Raw genomic sequence first — 23,754 nt, 5'->3', positions numbered from 1 at the left:
CGCATGTCCGGTCACAGTCAGTTCGCCCTGCTCAGGCAGCGCCGCTTTTTGCCGTTTTTTACCGTGCAGGCGCTGGGCGCCTTCAACGACAACGTCTACCGGCAAGCCATCATCGGGCTGCTGTTCTACCTGGGCATCGACGCGGCGCAACGCACGCTCTACACGAATCTGGCGCCGGCGCTGTTCATCCTGCCCTACTTCCTGTTCTCCGCCCTGGCCGGGCAGATCGCCGAGAAACTGGAAAAGCAGAAACTCATCGTGATCACCACCACCATGGAGATCGCGATCATGTCGCTGGCCGCGGTGGGCTTCATCACCGAGAACATGGTGATCCTGCTGATCGCGCTGTTCTGCACCGGCCTGCAATCCACGCTGTTCGGGCCGGTGAAGTATTCGATCCTGCCCTCGGTGCTGAAGCCCGAGGAACTCACCGGCGGCAATGGCCTGGTCGAGATGGGCACCTCGATCTCGATCCTGTGCGGCATGATCTTCGGCGGCTTGATCTTCCAGATCGCCGGCAGCCACGGCCCGGTGGCCGCTGCCACCGCAGTCATTGCCATTGCCGTCACCGGCAACCTGGTCGCGCGGCTGGTGCCCAAGGTCGATGCCGGCGCGCCGGAGTTGAAAATCAACTGGAACCCCATCCCCGAATCGCGCGCGATCATGCGCCTGACCCGGCGCACGCCGGCGGTGCGCAACGCGGTGCTCGGAGTGTCGTGGTTCTGGTTCATCGGCACCGTACTGACCGCGCAGCTGCCCACCTATGCGCAGCTCAATCTCGGCGGCCAGCAGGACCTGTACGTGTTCGCGCTGGCGCTGTTTTCGATCGGCACCGGCGTCGGCTCGCTGCTGTGCGAGCGGCTGTCCGGGCGCACCGTGGAAATCGGCCTGGTGCCGCTGGGCGCGTTCGGCATCAGCGCGTTCCTGCTGGATCTGTATTTCGCGCGTCCGGGTGCAGCACTGGCAAACGACCTGTCGATCGGCCAGTTCGTGCAGCAGGCCGGCAGCGTGCGGCTGATCGTGGACCTGGTCGGCATCGGTCTGTTCACTGGCCTGTTCGTGGTGCCGCTGTTCGCGCTGATCCAGAGCCGCACGCCCAAGGCCGAGCTGTCGCGCGTGATCGCCGGGCTCAACATCCAGAACTCGTTATTCATCGTCGCCGCGGCCATCATCGGTATCGCCCTGCAGCTGCCGCAGCTGGTGCTGTTCGGGGTGCGCATTCCACTGCCCGGGTTGAGCATTCCGCAGGTGTTCCTGGCGCTGGCAATCGCCAACACGCTGGTGGCGCTGTGGATCTTCACCCTGGTGCCCGAATTCCTGATGCGCTTCCTCAGCTGGGTGCTGGTGAGCGTGTTGTACCGGCTGCGTGCGCACGAGATCGATCGCCACGTGCCCGACGAAGGCGCCGCACTGCTGGTGTGCAACCACGTCAGCTACATGGACGCGCTGATCCTCTCGGCGGTGATTCCGCGCCCGGTGCGCTTTGTCATGTACTACAAGATCTTCCGCATCCCGGTGATGCGCTGGATCTTCCGCACCGCCAAGGCCATCCCGATCGCCGGCGCGCGCGAAGACCCGGCACTCATGCAACAGGCTTTCGACCGCATCGATGCGGCGCTGGCCGACGGCGAGCTGGTCTGCATCTTTCCCGAAGGCGCATTGACCAAGGACGGCGAGATCGCGCCGTTCAAATCGGGTGTGGAAAAGATTCTCGAGCGGCGCCAGGTGCCGGTGATCCCGATGGCGCTGCGCGGCATGTGGTCGAGCATGTGGAGTCGGCGCGACACCCGCCTGGGCCGCATGCGCGTGCCGCGGCGGATACGGGCGCAGATTGAAGTGGTGGCCGGCCCGGCAATTGCCGGCGATCAGGCCAGCGCCGCGTTGCTCGAACAGCAGGTACGTGCACTACGCCAGGAGCACGCCTGACGGCCAGGGCGCGTGCGTGCCCTGCACTGGCGGGCGCTGGCTTTGCGTCCGCCGCGCCCGGCGAGTAGCCTGTGCGCCATCGCACGTTTCGCGCCGCTGCCCGCAGCGCGCAGACAGCAGGTCGCAGCAAGGGGGAAGTGCCGTGTGTCCACATGTCATGCCGCAGGCGCAGGTCCTGGCCGGCGGCTGCTGCCTGTGCCAGTCACGGATGGCGCGCATGGTGCCCACGCTCGCGTTCGCTTGACTGCGGCCAGGGACGTCGCTTCGGTGCCGGCCCATTGATCACCGTGTCTTGTTTCACCGCTGGATTCATCACCACCCAAGGAGCTTCACCATGAGTGCCGTCCCACCGCCGATCCACACCCCGTCCACCGCCGCGCCCGGCCCGGTTCCCAATCACCTGATCTGGGCCATCGTGTCCACCGTGATCGGCTTCTGCCTGTGCTGCCCGGCGCTGATCACCGGCATCGTGGCGATCGTGTTCGCCAGCAAGGTCAACAACCTGCTCAACCAGGGCGACATCGACGGCGCGCGTCGTGCCTCCAACACCGCCAAGACCTGGTGCATCGTGACCTCCGTGCTGGCCGGTATCGGCCTGCTGATCAACATCGGCATGGTCGCCACCGGTGGCATGCAGGGCTACATGGACTACATGCAGCAGTTGCAGCACATGCAGTAATGGAGCTGCGTCCACGCCACTGGCTTGGACTGGGGGCGGCCACCAGCGTGGCCGCCGTCGGCGTGTCGCTGCTGTATCGCTTCGACCCGAACGCGAGCAACAGCCCGTTCCCGCCCTGCATGTTCCGCGCCGTCACCGGGTGCTACTGCCCCGGTTGCGGCATGACCCGCGCGTTGTATGCGCTGGTGCATTTCGATCTGCCCGGCGCCTTCGCCATGAACCCCGCCGCAGTGCTTGGGCTGTTCACCCTGCCCGGCCTGATCGCCTGGAAAGCCGGCTGGCGCGCCCGCTGGTTCGCCCCGGTGGTGGCGGTGATGTCCGAACCCAAGTTTTGGCTATGGGCACTTCCCACGTATTGGATTGCACGGAATCTGCCGTGGTACCCGTTTACGCTGCTGGCACCTGGCTAGGACGGAAAGCAAAACGCAGTGACACTTGAAGAAGAAGCAGACCGCGCATCTCGCAGGAAAGATTGTTCAAACGGTCTGGCGCCACCGATCCAGCGAGCTCGTTATCCAGTTTACCGATGGAAGCCGGATCTTCGCTGATGTCAAAGAAGATGCGCTTGAGCTTTCGATTACTGGTTGCAGCAACGACTAACAGATCGCCTCTGATCGGATCGTTGCTCCAACAACTCTGCAAATTGAACGCGATGTTCGAATCGCATGCAGGCCTCGACAGAGAACAGCTGCGTGATCGGTTGATGCTTTATTAAGAGCGGCTAACAAAACGTAGCGAGCAGTTGTCAGGTGGGTGCGCAGTCGTTTTGATAGCTGCTCTAAGTCGCTACGCGCGGATTCTGCAGTGCTCACAAGTGGCAATGCACGCACCGCTTAGCGCACCCAACCGGCAATCACCAACAGCGCCAGTATTACCATCCACAACAGCAACACGCGCCACACCAGGCTCATTGCATCGCGCACTTCGGGCAGGCGGCGCCACACTGGCACCAAGCCCGAGTCCGTGTAGTCGTGCGCTTCTTCGCGCAGCTCGGCACTGACGCTGGCACGCCCCACCGCACCGAGAAAATGCGGCTCCAGCGACCAGCGATTGCCATGCGCTTCGCGCCAGGCGCGGAACACCGTGTCGAAGTTACCCACCAGCGCCATCGACACCGTCATCAACTGCGCCACCGGCCATTCCAGCGCGGCCAGCAACCAGCGCGCGCCGGCCAGGTTGCGGGGCGGCAGCAACACCGACACCGGGCTTTCCACTGCCAACGCAGTGAGCCGATACAGCACCGCGCCGAACGGCCCCAGCAGCAGGAACCACCACAGCACTGCAAACCAGCGGCGCAGGCCGTTCACCACCACCGCTTCCACCAGCGATGGCGCATCTTCATGCACGCTGCCGCCGGCCGCCTGCAGGTGCGAAATGGCCTCGCGCCGCAGCGCCGGCTCATCGGCGTCGATCACCGCTTCCACATCGCGGTCCAGATCGCGCGGGCCCCAGGTCCAGGCCAAGACCGCCACGCCGAACAGCAAGGCCAGAAATCCGTGCCACACATCGTCCAGCAGCCATTGCAGCAGGAGCACCACCGCCAGGGCCGGCAGCAAGGCCAGCAGCACGCCATAGCGGCCCTGCCACGCACCGCGCCCGGCGGCGTAGCTGTCCAGCCGGCGCAGCCACTGCGCAAACCACTCGAAACGGCGCAGCCGCACCACCTGGGCAGGCAGCACATGCCCCAGCGCGAGCGCAACGATGACGGCAACCAGGGTGGTGAACATGGGCGGGCCTCCTCAGCCGAGTCTAGCCGAGCGGGCGCAACCGGCGTGCGTGTGCCGCGCGCCGGCGCTGCACACGTAGCGCCGCGGTGCACCGCAATCGCGGGCATTCACCAACTCGCAGGCGCGGTGGGTGCGCTCAGCCATGCGTGCGGTACCAGTGCTCGATCAACGCACGCGCAATGGAAATAGCCGGCGGCAGGCCAATACCGGTATCGCCCGATTCGCCGGCCAATGCAGTGCCGATCTCCGCGTGCGAAACCCAGCGCGCGTCTTCCAGCTCGCCAGTGACCTGCGGCAGTTCGGTGGGCGCGGCCGTTGCCGCAAAGCCCAGCATCAAGGCACCGGGAAACGGCCACGGTTGCGCGCCCAGATACTGGCAGCCCTGGACCTGCACCCGGGTTTCTTCGAACACTTCGCGCTCCACGGTCTGCTCCAGCGATTCGCCCGGCTCCACGAAGCCGGCAATCACCGAATAGCGCCGCGGTGCCCAGCTGGCCTGCCGCCCGAGCAGCAGGCGCTGCCCGTCGCTGACCGCCACGATGATCGCCGGGTCCACACGGGGGTAGTGTTCGGTCTGGCACTGCGTGCAATGCGCAATGAAGCCGGCACGGCGAAACGCAATCGCTCCGCCGCACACGCCGCAAAAGCGGGTGCGCGATTGCCAATGCAGCATCGCCCGCCCATAGGAAAACGCGGTGGACAGCTCGGCCGGCCAGTCGGCGGCGGCCTGGCGCAGGTCCACGCGGTGCGGCAGCTCCGTGGCCACCTGCTCGGCCGCCAGGGCGAACCAGCCCACCCCATCGCGCAGGCCCAGGAAGATCGCCGCGCCCGGCGTATCGGCCAGTGCGGCGCCGTCGCTGAGCAACGGCTGGCCCTGGGCATCGGCGGCGGCCGTGCCCTTGGCATCGATCAACAGCACGCGGCCCGTGGGCCATAGACGCGCAATCGCGTCGGGATCGTCACGCAACACGTCGCCACGATCGAGCGGCGCATGCGTGAAGGCAAAAGCAGACAACGAAAAAAGAGGCTCTGACATCGGCGCAAGCCTGCCGACAATCGGCAACGCCCGCAACCATCGCACCGACCCAACCCCGGCTAGCGCCGGGATGCGTTCAGACGCTGAAGCTGCTGCCGCAGCCGCAAGTGGTCTTGGCGTTGGGATTGCGGATCACGAACTGCGCACCGGTCAGGCTTTCGGTGTAGTCCACCTCGGCGCCCATCAGGTACTGCAGGCTCAACGGATCCACCAGCAAGGTGACGCCGTCGGTGGCCACGGCCAGGTCATCCTCGGCGCGGTTCTCATCGAACTCGAAGCCGTACTGGAAGCCGGAACACCCGCCACCCTGGATATACACACGCAACGCCAGCTCGGCGTTGCCCTCCTCCTGGATCAGCTCGCGCACCTTGGCGGCGGCGGCATTGGAGAAGTTCAGGGGCCGGTCGATGGACTGGTAGTCCGGCGCCGGGGCGGCAGTGGGAAGCGAAACGAGCGTACTCATGGCGTCAGCATGGGGGCCAACGGCGCCCACTTCAAGCCGGGGCGCCCTGCTCCGGCGCCCGGGGCTGCTGCCGCTGCGCTCAGGCGTCGGCCGCTTCGGCCTGCAGGGCCTTGACCGGCTCGGCGGCGCGACTGGGTTCCGGGGCCGGCAAGGCAGCAGTGGCACCGGCGGCAGCGGCATGGATCAGCCGCCCGGTCAGCTGCGCACCGGCGCTCATTTCCACCACCTGGTAGTGCACATTGCCCTGCACGCGCGCATTGGCGGCCAGTTCGACCCGCTCGGCGGCATGCACATCGCCGGTCAGCTGGCCGTTGATGATCACCACCGGTGCGCGCACCTCGCCTTCGATGCAGCCCTGCTCGGCCACGGTCAGGATGGCGCTGGCGCCGTCCTCGGCAATCACCTTGCCCAGGATGCGGCCTTCCACATACAGGCCACCGCTGAAGGTCAGGTCGCCGCGGATGACCACCTGCGGTCCGATCAAGGTATCGACCACGGTCTGCGCGCCACGGTTGGACTTGTTTCCGAACATGAGCTACTCCCCCGCGCCGTTGCCGGCGACTTTCCAATCGAATGTCTGATTGACCGGCGCCCCATCGCCGCTCAGGGAGATTTTGACACGTTGCGGGGTGAAATCCTTCGGCAGGATCACGCTGCCGTCCAACTGCTGGAAATAGCGGAACGAATACGGCTGGCCGGCCGCATCGGGCTTCTGGTGCAGCTCGTTCCAGCTCACCGTAACCAATTTGCCGGCGCGCACGCCTTCCACCGCAAAGCGCAGCTGTCCCTGGCTGATCGCGCCGCGGTTGAGGTTCTGGGTGAGCACCACGCTGTAGTTCCAGGTGCCGCCGGCTTCGGCGGTGAACTGCACCGAGTGCGCATTGAGCCCCTTGCGCTGCGCGGTGGAGCCCACCAGCCGCTCGTAGAAGGCTACGTCGGCGCGCAGCGCGGCAATCTGCTCGTCGCGCTCGGCCAGCGAGGCCTGCACCTCGGTATTGGCGGCGCGACTGATCTTGTCGGACATCGCCAGATTCACCTGCCGCTGCTGCAGTTGTTCGATCTGGCGGCGCTGCGCGGCCTGCGCACGTTGGGCCTGCTGCAGGCCGGCCTCGGCCTCGACCAGGCGCGGCGCGGCAGTGCGGCTGGCCATCCACCAGACCCCACCCAGCGAGGCCAGCCACACGATCACCAGCACCGCCCACAGCCAGGGCCGGCCGGAGCGGGGGCCGCCGGCATCGCGTGGGACGATTTGAACGCGCGCGGTAGGTCTCATGGGCGTGGCTCCGGACGGGCCGGTCTGTGATCGGCGGCGTAGTGTGCCAGAGCATCGCCGGCCCTCACGCTGGCGCCCGGCCGGCCGTTATCCGATAGTTCCGCATCCTTTGCGTGGAGCAACGCCATGAGCGAGGCCCATCTGTTTGTCATCGGCATCCTGCTGGCCTGGCTGGCGGGCATCCGCGTCTATCTCACCGTGTTCGGGGTCGGGCTGGCCGGCCTGCTCGGCTGGATCGAACTGCCACCGGCCCTGGTGCCGGCGCAATCGTGGTGGGTGCTCGGCACTTCCGGCGCCCTGGCGGTGGCGGAGTTCTTCGCCGACAAGATCCCCGGCGTGGATTCGGGCTGGGATCTGCTGCAGACCCTGGCGCGGGTGCCGGCCGGCGCCTTCCTCGCCGCAGCCACGCTATCGCCAGACGGCGATCTGGCCACCGGCGCATTGGCGGCCGGCGCAGGCGTGGCACTGACCAGCCACACCCTCAAGGCCGGCACGCGGGCCTTGCTCAACACCTCGCCCGAGCCGGCCAGCAACTGGATCGCCTCGCTGGCCGAAGACACCCTCACCGCCGCCGCGCTCGCCCTGGCAGTGGCGCACCCGTGGCTGGCGTTGAGCGTGGCGGTGGGCAGCAGCCTGCTGGCCGCGCTGGTGGTGGTCTGGGTGTGGCGCCTGTTATGGCGTGGCGTGCACCGATTGGTGGCGCCACTGCGCGCCGCCTCGACGTCGGCTGTACGCCGCTCCCCGCTATCGTGAAGTTCATCGCATAATCATCGCGACTGCAGGGAGTATCGATGGCCGCCCGAGATCCGGTTCCTTCCACCCGTGACGACACCGCGACACGTAACCGCGCGCTGCGCGCTGAAACCCCGCCGGCCGACTATTGGCGCCGCTGGGCCGACGACGCCGCATCCGCCGACAACGCCGAGCCAGTGAGCGCCACGATCATTCCCGCACCCGCGCTTGCCGCAGTGGCCAACGTCACGCCACCGGTCCAGCAAGCCGCTGCCGGCCTGCCGCGCAGCGCAGCCTCCAGCGCACCTGCGCCGGCCGCTGCCGCGCAGCCAGCTGGCGGCAATGGCGCTGACAATGTCGCTGCCGACGCGCCCTATCGCGTGCTGATCGTCGAGGACGACCGCTCGCAGGCCTTGTTCGCCCAGAGCGTGCTGCACGGCGCCGGCATGCATGCGCAGGTCGAAATGACCGCTGCCAGCGTGCCGCAGGCGATCCAGGACTATCACCCGGACCTGATCCTGATGGATCTGCACATGCCCGAGCTCGATGGCATCCGGTTGACCACGCTGATCCGCCAGCAACCCGGCCAACAGCTGTTGCCGATCGTCTTCCTCACCGGCGACCCGGATCCGGAGCGCCAGTTCGAAGTGCTCGACAGCGGCGCGGACGATTTCCTGACCAAGCCGATCCGCCCCCGCCACCTGATCGCCGCGGTGTCCAACCGCATCCGGCGCGCGCGCCAGCAGGCGCTGCAGCAGGCCGGCGAACAGGTCAGCGTGCGCAGCAATCCGGAAACCGGGCTACCGACGCGCGGCCACGTCATGGAACTGCTCGCCGATGCACTGGCACGCAAGCAGAGCGGCGGCCTGTTCTTCATCGAAATCGCCAGCGCGCTCGGTTTGCGCGAGCGTTATGGCTACGCCGCCTACGAACGCCTGATGACCCAGGCCGGCCATCGCCTGGCCAGCGTCGCCCAGCCGTATCCGCTGGCGCGCCTCAACGACAACAGCTTCCTGCTGCTGGGCGTGGAGATGGACGAAGCCGGCCTGGAAGCGTACGCGCTGGAGATTCGCCAACGCCTGTCTGCGCATGCCTTCCCGGTGCGCGAAGAAGAATCCGTGCATGTGCGCTGCGCCGTCGGCGCCGCGCCGCTGGGCCTGGGCTTCGACGACACCGGCAGCGCGCTGGAAGCGGTCGAGCGCACCGCACTGCAGGCCCGCCTGCGCAGCGACGGCGTGCAGACCTATCTGGCGCCCAGCCAGGCCGAGCAACAGGAACAACTGCGCCTGGTCGAAGGCCAGCTCGAACTGGCCTACCAGCCGATCGTGGCCGTGGCCGGTGGCGATACCGCGCAATACCAGGTGCTGCTGCGGCTGCGCCAGGCCGATGGCACCTTGCTGTCGGCTGGTCAGGTCATCCCTGCCGCCGAAGCCGCCGGGCGCATCGCCGATCTCGACCAGCAGGTCATGGATCACGCGCTCGGCCTGCTGCATCTGTACCAGCACGCCAGCCCGCCGCTGCGGCTGTTCGTCTCGCAATCGCCGCGCACGCTGGCGCGCGACGCCTTCGCCGACTGGTTGCTCAAGGCCATCACCGAACGTGGCGTGGCCGGGCAGTCGCTGATCGTGGACCTGCGCCTGGACGATGCGCTGATCCACGCCGTGACCGTGCAGCAGTTCTGTGCCCGCCTGATGCCGGCCGGCGTGCAGTTCTGCCTGAGCCAGTTCGAACCCGGCGATGAAGCCAACGCACTGCTCAGCCAGTTGCCGCTGAGCTTCGTGCGCATGGCCAACCGCTTCGCCGATGCACACGGCAACGCGGCCGTGCGCGACGAGTTGCGCGGGGTGATCGACATCGCGCACCAGCGCGGCCTGCTGATCATCGGCCAGCGCATCGAAGACCCGCAGGCTGCGGCCGCCATGTGGATGAGCGGCGTGGACTTCATCCAGGGCAACCTGGTGCAGACGGTCGGCAAGGAGCTGGACTTCGACTTCACGAACGCGGTGCTCTGAGTGGCGGCGCGGGCAGGAGGCCTTCGCGGCTGGAGCACGCTGGTCGCCTTGGCCGCACTGGTTGCAGCATCCGCTGCGGCGTTGCAGTGGCTTGGCGTCGCAGGGCCATGGCGGATCGTCACCACCGCTGCCAGCGTGCTCGCGCTGGTTTGCGGCATCTGTACCGCTGTTGCTGCTTATCGCGCCAGCCGCACGCTGAGCGCACTCACCCGCCAGCTCGACGACACCAACACCGCGCAGGCGCGCATGCAGCAGGAGTTGCAGCGCCACGGCGAACTGGAACAGGAACTGCTGCGCGCCAAGCAGGCCGCCGAAGCCGCCTCGCTGGCCAAGGGCGAATTTCTGGCCACCATGAGCCATGAGATCCGCACCCCGCTCAACGGCATCATCCCGATGCTGGAGCTGATCTCGCGTGGCCAGCTCAGCCTGGACCAACGCGACATGCTGCAGACCGCCACCGGCAGCTCGCTGCAGCTGCTGCGCATCGTCGACGACATCCTGGATTACTCCAAGCTCGAAGCGAACAAGCTCGAACTGGAAATCACCACCTTCAACCTGCGCGAGCTGCTCGACGGTGTCGCCCAGCTGATGCAGCGCACGGCCGAAGGCAAGCAACTGCGCCTGGGCCTGGACATCGAACCGTCGGTGCGCCTGCTGGTGCGCGGCGACCCGATCCGGCTACGCCAGGTGCTGGGCAACCTGATCGGCAACGCCATCAAGTTCACCGAACGCGGCAGCGTGGACATCCAGCTGCGGCGCCTGGGCGAAACCCGCGCCCAGCACCTGCTGCGCTTCCAGGTCCGCGACACCGGCATCGGCATCGCAGCGGACCAGCAGGCGCGCCTGTTCCGCTCCTTCGCCCAGGCCGATGCCTCCACTACCCGCCTGTATGGCGGCACCGGGCTGGGCCTGGCCATCTGCAAACGCATCATCGACCTGATGGGCGGCCGCATCGGCGTGGAATCGGAGCCCGGTCGCGGCGCCACGTTCTGGTTCGAAATCCCGCTGCTCAAGGTCATCGGCGACCTGCAACAGACCACCGGCGCCGACGCCGCACGCGTGATGGTGATCAGTTCCGACGCGCGCCTGTCGCAGCGGCTCAAGCGCCTGCTCGACAGCTGGGGCATCTCGCACGTGCTGATGGAAACCACCCAGGAAGCGCTGGAGCGCGTGCGCCGCCACACCGACGACGAAGGCTTCCGCTGCGTCATCGCCGACCACGAGACGCTGCGCTACAGCGCGCGCGCCGTGCATCGCGCCCTGGCACGGCCGGAAGACCTCAGCGGCTCACGGCTGATCTGGCTCTACGGCGACGAGCCGGTACCCGACGAACTGCAAGCCAACGCCACCCTGGTCCCGCGCCAGAGCCCGGACGAAACCCTGCGCGCGCTGGTACTGCCACCCGAGCCCAAGCCATCTGTGGCGCCCACGCTGGCGTCCGCGATGATCCCCGAGCCACTGCCGCCGCCAGTGGCGCATGCGCGCGACGTGCGCATCCTGTTGGTCGAAGACAACCCGGTCAACCTGCTGGTCGCGCAAAAACTGCTGGGCGTGCTCGGCTTCGAGGCCGACACCGCCACCGATGGCGAAGCCGCGCTGAGCAGCATGGAGTCCACCCGCTACGACATGGTTTTCATGGATTGTCAGATGCCGGTGCTGGATGGCTATGCCGCCACCCGCCGCTGGCGCGCCATGGAAACCGAAAGCGGTGGCCGCCCGATCCCGATCGTGGCGATGACCGCCAACGCCATGGCCGGCGACCGCGAACGCTGTCTGGCCGCGGGCATGGACGACTATCTCTCCAAGCCGGTCGCCCGCGAACAGCTCAATGCCTGCCTGCAGCGCTGGCTGCCGCGCCAGGCCCTGTTGCCAGGCCCAAGCACCGGAGCCCCCAGCGCGGATGCCGAGAGCGCTGCCAGCGCCGCACAGGCGCGCGCGCTGCCGATCCTGGAGAGCGGCGTCATCGACGAGTTGTACGAGGTGGCAGGCGCGGACACCATCCGCATCCTGCAGCTGTTCCTGGAAGACGCCCCCGGCATCATCGAAGGGCTGGAAGCGGCCGCCAGCAATCGCGACAGCATGCATCTGCGCGATCTGGCCCACACCCTGAAGTCCTCCAGCGCCAACGTCGGCGCCCAGGCGCTAGCCAACGCCGCCCGCCGCATCGAATTGGCCGCACGCACCGGCACCATCGAACGCCCCTCGGTCATGGTCGCCCTGGTCATTGCCGAATACGCCCGCGCCCGCCTGGCGCTGCTAGGCCAGGTCACCCGTTTGCAAGCCGCCAGTCGCGCTGCGGGCTGATTGGCGGGTTAGCCGTGTGGCTGAGTGGCGCGGCTCTCTCGCAAGATCGCAGCGTCGTCGTTCTTCAATCGAGCGTCGTGGTTCTCAACGAGCGCCAACCGCGTCTTCGCCTTTGCCAGGCCTTGGCACGCGCGATCGAACGCGCAAGTCAGCCACAGGTTGATAACGATGCGCCCGTGCAGCGGCCATCATCGCGCCCACGGTGCCGACGTTGAGAAGCCGCAACAGCGGGCGGGCGCGGGCAGACGCCACGCGCGCACAAGCGCCTCACCGCAGCAGCCGTAGGAGCTACGGCCGCCCTCAGCGCGTTTAGTCGTCCAGCTTGGTCAGCAGATAATTCGGTTCGCCGATACGCGCCACCAGATCCAGCTGGGTCTCCAGCCAATCGATGTGCTCTTCTTCGGACTCCAGGATGTCCACAAACAGCTGGCGGCTCACGTAGTCCTTGACGGTCTCCGCATAGGCCACCGCTTCGCGCAGCACCACGACCGCCTCGCGCTCAAGCGCCAGATCGCAGCGGAACATCTCGGTCGGGTTCTCGCCGATGCGCAGCTTGCCCAGCGCCTGGAAATTGGGAAGTCCCTCGAGGAACAAGATGCGGTCCGACAGCTTGTCGGCGTGCTTCATCTCGTCGATGGATTCCTTGTACTCATGCTCAGCCAGTTCTTTCAGGCCCCAGTTCTTCAGCATCTTGGCGTGCAGAAAATACTGGTTGATCGCAGTGAGTTCGTTGTAGAGCACCTTGTTGAGGTACTCGATGACTTTGGTATCGCCCTTCATGCGATGTCTCCGAGACAGTGAGCCGGCCGCACTCTAACGCGTTGCCGCCGCGCATGAAGGAACGCGAATCGTGATCAGTTGCGGAACGCGCCGCTGGCGCGTCACTCGCTGGGCCTGCTGTCGCTGCAGCCACCAATGGCATTACCAAGCGCGACGGCCGCAGAGGATTAGACGCTGCTTGCCTCCAAGCGTGGCGCCTCAGCACCTACGCCAACAACCAGACTCAGGCAGCGCTGGCGAATCCCAACATCGGCAAGGGCAATGCGCGGCTGGCATGCGCCTGGCTCAGCAAATCGCCCGCCATTTCCAGGCAGGAACCGCAGTTGGAGCCACAGCCGGTGCGCATGGTCAGCTCGGCAAGGCTGGCGCAGCCGTTCTCGGCCGCTTCGCGGATCTGGTGGTCGGTGACCCCATTACAGATGCAGACGTACACGGTATCGGTCAGGTGCTGGCGGTCCGGAGGAGACCGGGACTGATTGCACCGCAAACGAGAATAGGTGTCAATTCCAACGTTAATCATTATTAATCCGCACGGGCAAAACCCCGCCGCGCTTACGTGGGCGCTTACGCGGCCGGTCGTGGCCGGCTGCGCTGCTGCCCGGCAACCAGGCTTCCAGCGCACGCTGCGGCATCACGCCCACCGCTGCTGGCCCGGCCACGGTCTGGGCGAGCGGCGCGAGATGACGCAATGCGCGTGCATACACGCCGCGCTTGAACATCACCACATGCTCCACCGGATACCAGAAATCCACCCAGCGCCAGTGATCGAACTCCGGGCTGTCGGTATGGTCGAGCTTGAGGTGCGATTCCTGCCCGGTGAACTGCAGCAGGAACCAGACCTGCTTCTGGCCGATGCACACCTGGCGTTCGTTGCGACGCACCGCCCGGCTGGGTAGGCGATAGCGTAGCCAACCAGGGGTGGCGCCGAGCAATTCCACATGCTCGGGCAACAACCCGGTTTCTTCGCGCAACTCGCGGTACATGGCTTCCACCGGAGTCTCATCGGTATTCATGCCGCCTTGCGGGAACTGCCAGCCATCCCTGCGCACACGTCGTGCCCAGAACACCTGACCATCCTCACGCATCAGCACAATGCCGACGTTTGGCCGGAAACCGTCCGGATCGATCACGATGCGGACTCCTGAAAATCTACTGTCACCGACTCTGCCACGGCGACGCCCGGCTCACAAGCTGAAAACGAAATGCTTGACAACATCTCCGCCCATCGTAAAATTGGCGGTTCCCTAGGCTATGTAGCTCAGCCGGTTAGAGCACAGCACTCATAATGCTGGGGTCGGTGGTTCGAGTCCACCCATAGCCACCAAGGTGTTCAGGCCCTCACAGGCGTGCGATACTCTTGGACCAACACGTTTTATATTGCCCCGTCGCCAAGCGGTAAGGCACCTGACTCTGACTCAGGCATTCGGTGGTTCGAATCCATCCGGGGCAGCCAAACACGAGAGGTCCGATCTAACGATCGGGCCTTTTTTGTTGCGCGCCATCTCGTCGTTGCACGTAAACGATAGCGTGCTGGCCTGGAGCGACACCTGCCCTCACCGAGATCGCCTCGCGCGGCAGGCCTGCGTTGCAAGTGTTTACACGCGCGAAAGCACTTCGGAGGAAGCACTTTGTAGGAGCGCGCTCGCGCGCGATGAAGCTTTCCCAGTAAACCCCATCGCGCTCAAGCGCGCTCCTACCGAAGCAAGCGGGCACGGCTGCCACAACACCGGCAACCATAAAACCCGCAGCACGCGGCTAGAGCACCCGGCTCGTGCGCGACGACCGCGCTGCAACGTGCTCCACCACGTTACAGCTGCTACGCGCGGAAGTGCGGGCCAAGCAAGCATCTGTAGGAGCGCGCTAGCGCGCGACGAAGCTTTCCAGGTAACGCCCATCGCAAACATCGCACCCACGCGCGCTCCACAGCGGCGACCTCGTCAAGATTTCCGCAACACCGGCAACCAGAAAGAACCGTTATCCCAGAGCGGCACGCTTCGCCACATGCGATTTGTGACTTGCCTGCATCAGTCTCAAAACGGCGCCGGTGCCGCTACCCCCCAGTCGAACAGAAGGCAAGCCGCAGACAGGTCCAAATGGGCATGACGGAGGCAACCAACGCTCCATCGTTAGGCCAAACCAGCACCACACCGCACGATACAACCGCCACGAGCCATCAGAACAAGAAATGACGTGCCCAAAACGACAAAAGCCCCAGCATTGCCGGGGCTTTTGAAGCATCCCGGCGAACCGGGACGCAGCAAACGCGATGGATCAGCGCTTGGAGAACTGGGTCGCGCGACGCGCCTTGTGCAGACCGACCTTCTTACGCTCGACTTCACGGGCGTCACGGGTCATGAAGCCAGCCTTGCGCAGCTCGGACTTCAGGGTTTCGTCGTACTCGACCAGTGCACGAGCGATGCCCAGACGGATCGCACCGGCCTGGCCGGTGGTGCCGCCGCCGGAGGCGGTGACCAGGATGTCGAAGCTCTCGGTGTTCTTGGTGAGTTCCAGCGGCTGACGCACGATCATGCGCGCAGTCTCACGGCCAAAGAACTCGTCCAGCGGACGGTTGTTGACGGTGATGTTGCCGGTACCCTTGCGCAGGAACACGCGAGCGGTGGAGGACTTGCGGCGGCCAGTGCCGTAGTTTTGCGTGATAGCCATGATTAGATATCCAGAACTTGCGGCTGCTGAGCGGCGTGCGGATGCTCGGCACCCGAATAGACCTTGAGCTTGCGGTACATGGTGCGGCCCAGCGGGCCCTTCGGCAGCATGCCCTTGACGGCGATTTCGATCACGCGCTCCGGGTGGCGCTGCAGCGCCTGCTCCAGGCTCTCGGTCTTCAAGTTACCGATGTAGCCGGTGAAGCGGTGATACTTCTTGTCTTTCAGCTTGTTACCCGTGACCACGATCTTCTCTGCGTTGATTACCACGAGGTAATCGCCGGTATCGACGTGGGGGGTGTAAACAGGCTTGTGCTTGCCGCGCAGGCGGCGAGCCAATTCGGTGGACAGACGGCCGAGCGTCTTGCCGGCGGCGTCAACGAGATACCAGTCGCGCTGGACGGTCTCGGACTTGGCGGTGAACGTAGTCATGAGAAAACTCTTGAGTGTGGTCGGGCGGATTGCAGCGGCAATGACCGCTGGAACTTTGCCACGCGTTGTGAAGGCGAAACAGAAGAGGCGGGATTGTACGGGACGCCCCTCCGCGGCGCAAGTCGAGGCCTCACATGGCCGGCAGTGGTTGGCAGCACGTCGGCCGGGGGCGAGAATCCCCACATGACCCAGATCCCCCCTTCCCGACTGCACAGCCCGCTCGACCGCCTGCTGGTCGAAGCCCAGCGCGCGCTGGACACGGTGTTCGGCAATCCGCCGGCCGAGCGCCCCAATCCCGCCGGCGACACTCCCGATGCCGCCCTGGCGCCTGCGCAACGCCAGCACGCCGCCGGGCTGATGCGGATCAACCACGTCGGAGAGGTCTGCGCGCAAGGCCTGTATTTTGGCCAGGCCGCGGTGGCGCGCGATGACCACACCCGCCAGCATCTGCTCACCGCCGCGCAGGAAGAGACCGACCACCTGGCCTGGTGCGCGGACCGGCTGCGCGAGCTGGAGAGCCGCCCCAGCCTGTTCAACCCGCTCTGGTACGCCGGCAGCTATGCGCTCGGCGCTGTCGCCGGGCTGCGTGGCGACGACTGGAGCCTGGGCTTTGTAGTGGAAACCGAACGGCAGGTGGAAGCCCATCTGGACGAACACCTGGAGACCCTGCCCGAGACCGACCAGCGCAGCCGCGCGATCCTGCGCGTGATGAAGATCGACGAAGCACGCCACGCCGATCACGCCGAGCAGGCCGGCGCACGCATCCTGCCGCCACCGATCCCCAGCGCGATGGCCCTGGCCTCCAAGCTGATGAAGACCATCGCCTACCGTTTCTAGGGGATTGGGGATTGGCGGCTGGCGGCTGGCGGCTGGCGGCTGGCGGCTGGCGATCAGAATCTTGCGTGCATCCCCACGCAGATCGCACAGTGAGACGCGTGCCATGCCGCGTACGCCAACGGCGACTTCGGTATGAGTGTCTGACGACGACTCTGCCGCCTGACCCAATCGCGCTGCATGCCTCGGCGCACGCCACTGAAGCAGAGCCCCCTTTTGTTGGGGAGGCACACCAAAGGCGCGGGGATAGGCTGCGACGGAGTGGGCCCAAGGTTTGCGCAGCAAACCTCGGGAGGCAGGCCTGCGAAGCAGACTGACTACAACTACGACACCAGCTTCAGACCGATCACGCCGGCCACGATCAAGCCAATGCAGGCCAGCCGCGACCACGAGGCGCTGTCGCCAAACAGCGCGATCCCGGCGATGGTCACGCCCAGCGCGCCGATGCCGGTCCAGATGGCGTAGCCGGTGCCCACCGGGATGGTCTTCAGCGCCTGGGTCAGGAACCACAGACTCACGCCGGCCAGGCCGATCGTCAGCACGCTCGGCCACAGGCGGCTGAAGCCGTCGCTGTATTTGAGTCCCAGGGCAAAGCCGATTTCGAACAGGCCGGCCAACACCAGATAGATCCAGGGCATCACATCACTCCTCACAGAAAAAACGGACAAAAAAAAGCGACCCGGTGTCTGCACACCGGGCCGCCGTCGGCTATGGAACGCGAGGTCATCGCGTGGCGGGCCGTCCCGCCGTGTCATGTGGTTGCGCAACTGCAAGCAGGTACGCAACGGTCGAAACTACGCTTATTCGCTCAGATTGCGGCCGTGGAACAGTTCTTCGATCTCGCGCTTGAGCAGCGTTTCGATCTTCATGCGCTCCTTGAACGAAAGGTTCTTCGCACGCTCTTCGAACAGGTACTGATCCAGGTCGAAATCTTTCAGATGCATCTTCGTGTGGAAGATATTTTCCTGGTAGACGTTGACGTCGAACATCTCGTAGCGCGACTTCACGTTCTTGGCGAGGAAGTGCTGGATCGAGTTGATCTTGTGATCGATGTAGTGCTTCTTGCCCTTCACATCGCGGGTAAAGCCACGGACGCGGTAGTCCATGATCACGATGTCGGACTCAAGACTCTCGATCAGGTAGTTCAACGCCTTCAGCGGCGAAATCACGCCGCACGTGGCGACATCGATATCGGCACGGAAGGTGGCGATGCCTTCCTGGGGATGCGTCTCTGGGTATGTATGGACAGTGATATGGCTCTTGTCCATATGCGCAACCACGGCGTCGGAGATGAGCTCCTTGCCGGCCTGCTTCTTGTCGATCACCGGCTCTTCCGAGATCAGGATCGTCACCGACGCACCTTGTGGATCGTAATCCTGACGCGCGATATTGAGGATGTTGGCGCCGATGATTTCGGCCACATCCGTCAGGATCTGGGTCAGACGGTCCGCATCGTACTGCTCGTCGATGTACTCGATGTAGCGCTGACGCTCCTCTTCGGTACGTGCATAGCAGACGTCGTAGATGTTGAAGCTCAACGCCTTGGTGAGGTTATTGAACCCCTGCAGCCTCAGACGAGGCAACGGCTTGACCACGGCGGTCGGTCCTTTGGGAAGACGGGAAAGGGGGCAATTATGGGCCAAAGCTCTCATCAACGAAATGCCGGCGTTGAGAATGGTTTACCTTGCATGACTCATGCCGTTAAGCTTCGGGAATTACACGCGGAACTACCATGAGCCTAGGGAACACGACGGTTGTGACTACGACGGTACGTAACGCTACCCCCTCACTGACGCTGGACGCGGGCACCATTGAGCGATTCCTGGCGCACAGCCACCGCAGGCGCTATCCGACCCGGACCGATGTGTTCCGGCCGGGAGACCCCGCTGGCACCCTCTACTACGTGATCAGCGGCTCGGTGAGCATCATTGCCGAGGAAGATGACGATCGTGAGTTGGTGCTGGGCTACTTCGGTAGCGGCGAGTTCGTTGGTGAGATGGGGTTGTTCATCGAATCCGATACGCGCGAAGTGATCCTGCGCACCCGCACGCAATGCGAGTTGGCTGAAATCAGCTACGAGCGCCTGCAGCAGCTGTTTCAGACGAGTTTGTCGCCGGATGCGCCGCGAATCCTGTACGCCATTGGCGTTCAGCTTTCAAAACGCCTGCTCGATACCACAAGGAAAGCCAGCCGCCTGGCGTTCCTGGATGTGACCGATCGCATCGTGCGCACGCTGCACGATCTGTCGAAGGAGCCGGAGGCGATGAGCCATCCGCAGGGTACGCAGTTGCGCGTCTCGCGGCAGGAACTCGCGCGCCTGGTCGGCTGCTCGCGCGAAATGGCCGGACGCGTCCTGAAGAAATTGCAGGCCGATGGCCTGTTGCATGCACGCGGCAAGACCGTCGTGTTGTACGGCACGCGCTAAGCGTGGGGTGGCGATCGGTGCGCTGGCGCACCGATCGCTTCGCGATACCGGTGGCGCCGGCGCAAAACCGGCCAAACGCTGCGCCAGAGCGCTGCATATCGCCTTAGCGAACCCATCCGTAGCGCGACCCAGTCCACAGATCGCAACATTGCTTTGCAGGAGCTGTGGGTGATGTACGGCAGCTACTGCGCATCGACTGCGTCACGGTTGTTGCGTTATCCGCTTGCAGGGGTTCGAGCGTGATCCATGTTCTCGCGGGCGAGATCACCGAATGACCGCAGCGAATCTTTCCATAGTGATCACCAAGCGCGTACCGGCTGCTGGCGATCGGCGCGGTTAGAGCGCCTTGCCACCGCGATCGCGACAGCCCCAGTTGAGAATCGGGGTGCCGGCGGGCAGTACCTGGCGGAACAGGCTCTCGCGATTGGCCTTGGGGTTGACCACGACCGGTGCGCGCGCGGCCTTGAGCAACGGCAGATCCGCGGTGCTGTCCGAATAGGCAATAGCGATATCGGCATAGCCGCGTTCGCGCAGCATGCGCATCTTTTCTTCGTTGTGGCAGTGGCGGCGTGCGGTCACTGCACCCAGGCGCGGGCCCACCAAGGTGCCGATCACCGGCACGTCCTGATGCGCAACGAATCCCAGGATTGCGCGTGCCAACTCCGGCGGCGCACCGGTCGCCACCACTACCCGGTCGCCTGCGGCGCGGTGTTCGGTGAAGACCTTCAATGCATGCGGCAGCAGCCGCTGCCGGATCTGCGCTTCATGCTTGAGCACGTAGGCGTCGATGAAGCGATTGAACTCGCGTGCACGGTGCAGGCCGAAGGTGGCGATCCAGACATAGCCGGACACGCCGCGCCGACGCATGGGCAGCATCGCCACCATGGGCCCCAGGATCGGCGAGGCCAACAGCGCCACCAGCAGGCGCAACGGGTTGCGGCGGATCAGCCAGGCAAACAGATGGCTGCCGGAATCGCCGTCGTACAGGGTGTGATCGAAGTCGAAGACCACCAGCGGTGCGTCCTCGCGCGGGGCGGGATACGACTCAGTCATGCGCAAAGAATAGCTGACGCAGTGCTTCGCCGGGTTCGGGCGCGCGCATGAAGGTCTCGCCGACCAGAAACGCGTTCACGCCGTTGCTGCGCATCAACTGCACGTCGGATGCGGTGACGATGCCGCTTTCGGTGACCAGGACGCGATCACGCGGCACAGCTGCGCGCATGTCCAGGGTGGTCTGCAACGACACCTCGAAGGTGCGCAGGTTGCGGTTGTTGATGCCCACCAGCGGCACCGGCACCTGCACCGCACGCTCGAGCTCGTCGATGTCGTGCACTTCCACCAGCACATCCAGGCCCAACTGCATCGCCAGACCGGACAGGTCGGCCAGTTGCTGGTCCTCCAGCGCCGAGACGATCAGCAGGATGCAGTCGGCGCCCAGCACGCGCGCCTCGTAGACCTGGTACGGATCGACGGTGAAATCCTTGCGCAGCACCGGCAAGGTGCAGGCCTCGCGTGCCTGCTGCAGATACGCATCGGAGCCCTGGAAGAAATACATGTCGGTCAGCACCGACAGGCAGCTGGCACCACCGAACTCGTAGCTGACCGCGATGTCAGCCGGATGGAAGTCGGGCCGGATCACGCCCTTGGACGGGCTGGCCTTCTTTACTTCGGCAATCACGGCTGGCTCGCCGGCGGCAATGCTGGCCTTCATGGCGGCGGCAAATCCGCGGGTGAGCGGCAGGTCTGCGCTACGCGCGACCAGCTCGGCCAGCGGCACGCGTGCGCTGCGCTCGGCGATTTCGTCGGCCTTGCGGGCAAGGATGGTGTTGAGAATATCGCTCATCGTGTCGGGTCCTGGCGGGCGGGCATTATCGGTCAAGATCATGGCGGCGACCTGACCTGCGCGCGCAGCGCAGCATGCCAGCGCCGCCGTGAGGGTGCCGGCCAGCGTGGCCGGACACGGGAATCAGCCTTGTGCGGTGGCCTGCTGCGTGAAGGCGACATAGGCGTCCAGACAGGCACGTGCCGAGCCATCGGCGAGCACCTGGCGGGCGCGCACGATGCCATCGGCGATGCTGTCGGCCACGCCGGCCACGTACAGCGCCGCGCCGGCGTTGAGCGCCACGATGTCCAGCGCCGGGCCGGGCACGTTGTCGAGCACCTGCAACAGCATGGCGCGCGACTCGGCGGCATCGGCCACCTTGAGGTTGCGGCTGGCCGACATGGCAATGCCGAAATCCTCCGGATGCACCTCGTATTCGTGTACCTGCCCGTCGCGCAACTCGCCAACCAGGGTGCCGGCACCCAGCGAGAGTTCGTCCATGCCATCGCGGCCCCACACCACCAGCGCGCGCTCGGCACCCAGTTCCTGCAGCACGCGCGCCTGGATGCCCACCAGATCCGGATGGAACACGCCCATCAAGATGTTTGGCGAACCGGCGGGATTGGTCAGCGGGCCGAGAATATTGAAGATGGTGCGCACGCCCATCTCGCGGCGCACCGGTGCCACCACTTTCATCGCCGGGTGATGCACGGGTGCGTACATGAAACCGATGCCGGTCTGCGCCAGCGATGCAGCCACCTGCTCGGGCTGCAATTCGATCACCGCGCCCAACGCCTCCAATGCGTCGGCACTGCCCGACTTGGACGACACGCTGCGGTTACCGTGTTTTGCGACTTTTGCGCCGCCGGCAGCGGCCACGAACATGGCGCAGGTTGAAATGTTGAAGGTGTGCGAACCGTCGCCGCCGGTGCCGACGATATCGACCATGTGGCGGCGATCGGTGACCTCCACGCGGCGCGAGAACTCGCGCATCACCGTGGCCGCACCGGCGATCTCGCCAATGGTTTCCTTCTTGACCCGCAAGCCGGTCAGGATGGCAGAGACCATGGCATCGGACACCTCGCCGCGCATGATCTGCCGCATCAGATCGACCATTTCGTCATGGAAGATCTCGCGGTGCTCGATGGTGCGTTGCAGGGCTTGTTGTGGGGTGATGGGCATGGAATCAACCGTGGAGTAAGAAGAAAGACATCAGGCGATGCGCGCAGTGTGCGGGGCCAGCGTGACCGAGCAAGCCGCGTGCGTACGCCTGCATGCACAGGACCGAATCAGTGCCACCCGCTGGTCACTGCCCCGGGCGCCGCATGCGAAACCGCGCCTGCGCCTGCACTTCGAAATAATCGGCCGGGCCACCGGCGCGCAGGATGGTGTGCACCGCGGCCGGATCGTAAATGCCATCGCTCAGCGCCGCGTGCGCCAGATGCACGCCGACCACTTCGCCCAGCACCAGCCAGGTCTGGATGGGCTGCCCATCGGCAGCCTGCAACGGAATCAACTGGCTGAGCCGGCACTCGAAGCTCACCGGGCTGGCCGCCACACGCGGCACGTCGATCAGCCGCGACGGCGCGGCCTGCAGGCCGGCCAACTCGAACTCGTCGACCTCCTGTGGCACCAACGCAGCGCTGGCATTCATCGCCTCGGCCAGCGGACGGGTGGCCAGATTCCAGGTGAACACCCCGGTGGACTCGATGTTGCGCACGCTGTCCTTCCAGCCAATGCTTGCGAAGCCGACGATTGGTGGGGTGTAGTTGAAGGCGTTGAAGAAACTGTACGGCGCCAGGTTGACGATGCCCTCGACGCTGCGCGAGCCGATCCAGCCGATCGGTCGCGGGCCGACGATGGCATTGAACGGATCGTGCGGCAGCCCGTGCCCGTTGGCTGGCTCGTAGAAATGGAAGGTGTCGGCGGGCTGGTTCATCGTGGTCCAGGCATTGCGGTGCTAGTGCGGGAAGTGGATGCGTTGGCGCCGCGATGGGAAGAGCTGTGCGTTGCGGCGCGCATGTGTGCTGCGCTGCATGCGCGTTGGCGCAGGCAGCAGCGCTCAGCGCTCCAGGAAATTCTTCAGCAACGCATGGCCGTGCTGGGTGAGGATCGACTCCGGATGAAACTGCACGCCTTCGACCGGGAACTGGCGATGGCGCAGGCCCATGATCTCTTCCATCGAGCCGTCCGGATTTTCGGTCCACGCGGTGACTTCCAGCGCGTCGGGCAAGGTGGCCTTGTCCACCACCAGCGAGTGGTAGCGCGTGGCCTCGTAGCTGTCCGGCAGACCGGCGAACACGCCCTTGCCGTGGTGGCGGATCGGCGAGGTCTTGCCATGCATGATGTTGCTGGCGCGGATCACATCGCCGCCATAGACCTGACCGATGCTCTGGTGCCCCAGGCAGACACCGAGGATCGGCGTGGTCTGGCCCAGTTGCTCGATCAGCTGCAACGAGATGCCAGCCTCGTTCGGCGTACGCGGACCGGGCGAGATCACGATGCGCTCCGGCTTGAGCGCAGCGATCTGATCGACGCTCATCGCATCGTTGCGCACCACCGTGACCTCCGCGCCCAGGGCCTGCAGGTACTGCACGAGGTTGTAGGTGAAGCTGTCGTAGTTATCTAGCATCAAGAGCACGTCTC

Annotated in this window: 26 protein-coding genes and 2 tRNA genes; 11 read left to right on the top strand and 17 right to left on the bottom strand. The window is 65.3% G+C overall.

Annotated features, from left to right (window positions below; translation table 11 throughout):
• Positions 1-3 precede the first annotated feature (3 nt).
• The 4 genes from XCC_RS02555 to XCC_RS22045 all read left to right on the top strand — a co-directional run bounded on the left by XCC_RS02555 (position 4) and on the right by XCC_RS22045 (position 3,205).
• Positions 4-1,926: an MFS transporter gene (locus XCC_RS02555; RefSeq protein ID WP_011035742.1), complete on the top strand. Its 1,923-nt coding sequence runs from the start codon at positions 4-6 to the stop codon at positions 1,924-1,926.
• Between the two features lie 334 nt (positions 1,927-2,260).
• Positions 2,261-2,605, top strand: a complete 345-nt coding sequence (locus tag XCC_RS02550) for a CD225/dispanin family protein (RefSeq protein WP_011035741.1) — start codon at positions 2,261-2,263, stop codon at positions 2,603-2,605.
• Positions 2,605-3,015 carry a DUF2752 domain-containing protein gene (locus tag XCC_RS02545; RefSeq protein WP_011035740.1) on the top strand — a complete coding sequence of 137 codons (411 nt, stop codon included), beginning with the start codon at positions 2,605-2,607 and terminating at the stop codon, positions 3,013-3,015. The genes XCC_RS02550 and XCC_RS02545 overlap by 1 nt, the downstream gene beginning before the upstream one ends.
• 25 nt (positions 3,016-3,040) lie before the next feature.
• Positions 3,041-3,205 (top strand): hypothetical protein, encoded by a 165-nt coding sequence (locus tag XCC_RS22045; RefSeq protein ID WP_165349427.1) that lies wholly within the window; start codon positions 3,041-3,043, stop codon positions 3,203-3,205.
• 233 nt (positions 3,206-3,438) lie between these two features.
• Here the strand turns inward: XCC_RS22045 and XCC_RS02540 are convergent, their stop codons facing one another.
• The 5 genes from XCC_RS02540 to XCC_RS02520 all read right to left on the bottom strand — a co-directional run bounded on the left by XCC_RS02540 (position 3,439) and on the right by XCC_RS02520 (position 7,104).
• Positions 3,439-4,332: a membrane protein gene (locus XCC_RS02540; protein WP_011035739.1), complete on the bottom strand. Its 894-nt coding sequence runs from the start codon at positions 4,330-4,332 to the stop codon at positions 3,439-3,441.
• 136 nt (positions 4,333-4,468) lie between these two features.
• Complete coding sequence (gene nudC, locus XCC_RS02535; RefSeq protein WP_011035738.1) at positions 4,469-5,368, bottom strand: NAD(+) diphosphatase; 900 nt, start codon at positions 5,366-5,368, stop codon at positions 4,469-4,471.
• A gap of 76 nt (positions 5,369-5,444) precedes the next feature.
• Positions 5,445-5,831, bottom strand: coding sequence for an iron-sulfur cluster insertion protein ErpA (gene erpA, locus XCC_RS02530; protein ID WP_011035737.1), 387 nt, complete (start codon positions 5,829-5,831; stop codon positions 5,445-5,447).
• 79 nt (positions 5,832-5,910) lie between these two features.
• Positions 5,911-6,363: a bactofilin family protein gene (locus XCC_RS02525; protein ID WP_011035736.1), complete on the bottom strand. Its 453-nt coding sequence runs from the start codon at positions 6,361-6,363 to the stop codon at positions 5,911-5,913.
• A 3-nt stretch (positions 6,364-6,366) separates the two neighbouring features.
• On the bottom strand, positions 6,367-7,104 hold the full coding sequence (locus XCC_RS02520) for a DUF6776 family protein (RefSeq protein ID WP_011035735.1): 738 nt from the start codon (positions 7,102-7,104) through the stop codon (positions 6,367-6,369).
• Positions 7,105-7,230: 126 nt separating this feature from the next.
• Between XCC_RS02520 and XCC_RS02515 the strand changes: the two genes are divergently transcribed.
• From XCC_RS02515 to XCC_RS02505, 3 genes are read left to right on the top strand one after another with little or no spacing between them, the layout of a single operon-like run.
• On the top strand, positions 7,231-7,857 hold the full coding sequence (locus XCC_RS02515; protein WP_011035734.1) for a DUF4126 domain-containing protein: 627 nt from the start codon (positions 7,231-7,233) through the stop codon (positions 7,855-7,857).
• A 38-nt stretch (positions 7,858-7,895) separates the two neighbouring features.
• Positions 7,896-9,848, top strand: coding sequence for an EAL domain-containing protein (locus XCC_RS02510; RefSeq protein ID WP_019237202.1), 1,953 nt, complete (start codon positions 7,896-7,898; stop codon positions 9,846-9,848).
• Between the two features lie 39 nt (positions 9,849-9,887).
• Positions 9,888-12,152 (top strand): ATP-binding protein, encoded by a 2,265-nt coding sequence (locus tag XCC_RS02505; RefSeq protein WP_170873878.1) that lies wholly within the window; start codon positions 9,888-9,890, stop codon positions 12,150-12,152.
• A gap of 309 nt (positions 12,153-12,461) precedes the next feature.
• Here XCC_RS02505 and bfr read toward each other — a convergent pair whose 3' ends face one another.
• The 3 genes from bfr to XCC_RS02490 form a co-directional block, all read right to left on the bottom strand.
• On the bottom strand, positions 12,462-12,932 hold the full coding sequence (gene bfr, locus XCC_RS02500; RefSeq protein ID WP_011035731.1) for a bacterioferritin: 471 nt from the start codon (positions 12,930-12,932) through the stop codon (positions 12,462-12,464).
• A gap of 223 nt (positions 12,933-13,155) precedes the next feature.
• Positions 13,156-13,365 carry a (2Fe-2S)-binding protein gene (locus XCC_RS02495; protein WP_011035730.1) on the bottom strand — a complete coding sequence of 70 codons (210 nt, stop codon included), beginning with the start codon at positions 13,363-13,365 and terminating at the stop codon, positions 13,156-13,158.
• Positions 13,366-13,444: 79 nt separating this feature from the next.
• Positions 13,445-14,062 carry an RNA pyrophosphohydrolase gene (locus XCC_RS02490; protein ID WP_011035729.1) on the bottom strand — a complete coding sequence of 206 codons (618 nt, stop codon included), beginning with the start codon at positions 14,060-14,062 and terminating at the stop codon, positions 13,445-13,447.
• Positions 14,063-14,179: 117 nt separating this feature from the next.
• On the opposite strand from XCC_RS02490, the gene XCC_RS02485 reads away from it, so the two are divergent.
• Together XCC_RS02485 and XCC_RS02480 are read left to right on the top strand one after the other, a co-directional pair.
• A tRNA-Met gene (locus tag XCC_RS02485) sits at positions 14,180-14,256 on the top strand.
• Positions 14,257-14,310: 54 nt separating this feature from the next.
• A tRNA-Gln gene (locus XCC_RS02480) sits at positions 14,311-14,385 on the top strand.
• A gap of 818 nt (positions 14,386-15,203) precedes the next feature.
• On the opposite strand, the gene rpsI is transcribed toward XCC_RS02480, so the two are convergent.
• A complete protein-coding gene (rpsI, locus tag XCC_RS02475) occupies positions 15,204-15,596 on the bottom strand; it encodes a 30S ribosomal protein S9 (RefSeq protein ID WP_011035728.1) in 393 nt (130 codons plus the stop codon).
• Positions 15,597-15,598: 2 nt separating this feature from the next.
• A complete protein-coding gene (gene rplM, locus XCC_RS02470; RefSeq protein WP_003483082.1) occupies positions 15,599-16,027 on the bottom strand; it encodes a 50S ribosomal protein L13 in 429 nt (142 codons plus the stop codon).
• 183 nt (positions 16,028-16,210) lie between these two features.
• Between rplM and coq7 the strand changes: the two genes are divergently transcribed.
• Positions 16,211-16,864 (top strand): 2-polyprenyl-3-methyl-6-methoxy-1,4-benzoquinone monooxygenase, encoded by a 654-nt coding sequence (gene coq7 / locus XCC_RS02465; protein ID WP_011035727.1) that lies wholly within the window; start codon positions 16,211-16,213, stop codon positions 16,862-16,864.
• 320 nt (positions 16,865-17,184) lie between these two features.
• Here coq7 and XCC_RS02460 read toward each other — a convergent pair whose 3' ends face one another.
• Together XCC_RS02460 and speD are read right to left on the bottom strand one after the other, a co-directional pair.
• The gene (locus XCC_RS02460) at positions 17,185-17,499 is read right to left on the bottom strand and encodes a DMT family transporter (RefSeq protein ID WP_011035726.1); all 315 of its coding nucleotides are present in this window, start codon (positions 17,497-17,499) and stop codon (positions 17,185-17,187) included.
• Positions 17,500-17,661: 162 nt separating this feature from the next.
• On the bottom strand, positions 17,662-18,456 hold the full coding sequence (gene speD / locus XCC_RS02455) for an adenosylmethionine decarboxylase (protein WP_005990692.1): 795 nt from the start codon (positions 18,454-18,456) through the stop codon (positions 17,662-17,664).
• Positions 18,457-18,593: 137 nt separating this feature from the next.
• Here speD and crp point away from each other — a divergent pair, with 137 nt between their 5' ends.
• On the top strand, positions 18,594-19,286 hold the full coding sequence (gene crp / locus XCC_RS02450) for a cAMP-activated global transcriptional regulator CRP (RefSeq protein ID WP_011035725.1): 693 nt from the start codon (positions 18,594-18,596) through the stop codon (positions 19,284-19,286).
• Between the two features lie 336 nt (positions 19,287-19,622).
• Here crp and XCC_RS02445 read toward each other — a convergent pair whose 3' ends face one another.
• The 5 genes from XCC_RS02445 to XCC_RS02425 all read right to left on the bottom strand — a co-directional run bounded on the left by XCC_RS02445 (position 19,623) and on the right by XCC_RS02425 (position 23,749).
• Entirely contained in the window at positions 19,623-20,339 is a 717-nt protein-coding gene (locus XCC_RS02445) for an HAD family hydrolase (RefSeq protein WP_011035724.1), read from the bottom strand.
• Positions 20,332-21,129: an indole-3-glycerol phosphate synthase TrpC gene (gene trpC / locus XCC_RS02440; protein WP_011035723.1), complete on the bottom strand. Its 798-nt coding sequence runs from the start codon at positions 21,127-21,129 to the stop codon at positions 20,332-20,334. The genes XCC_RS02445 and trpC overlap by 8 nt, the downstream gene beginning before the upstream one ends.
• A gap of 123 nt (positions 21,130-21,252) precedes the next feature.
• Entirely contained in the window at positions 21,253-22,290 is a 1,038-nt protein-coding gene (gene trpD, locus XCC_RS02435) for an anthranilate phosphoribosyltransferase (RefSeq protein WP_011035722.1), read from the bottom strand.
• A gap of 124 nt (positions 22,291-22,414) precedes the next feature.
• Positions 22,415-23,047 (bottom strand): flavin reductase family protein, encoded by a 633-nt coding sequence (locus tag XCC_RS02430; protein ID WP_011035721.1) that lies wholly within the window; start codon positions 23,045-23,047, stop codon positions 22,415-22,417.
• A 123-nt stretch (positions 23,048-23,170) separates the two neighbouring features.
• The gene (locus XCC_RS02425) at positions 23,171-23,749 is read right to left on the bottom strand and encodes an anthranilate synthase component II (RefSeq protein WP_011035720.1); all 579 of its coding nucleotides are present in this window, start codon (positions 23,747-23,749) and stop codon (positions 23,171-23,173) included.
• Positions 23,750-23,754 lie beyond the last annotated feature (5 nt).

It is taken from the genome of Xanthomonas campestris pv. campestris str. ATCC 33913 (assembly GCF_000007145.1).
GTDB classification, from domain to species: Bacteria; Pseudomonadota; Gammaproteobacteria; order Xanthomonadales; family Xanthomonadaceae; genus Xanthomonas; species Xanthomonas campestris.
This window is presented reverse-complemented; position numbering and strand designations above follow the sequence as displayed.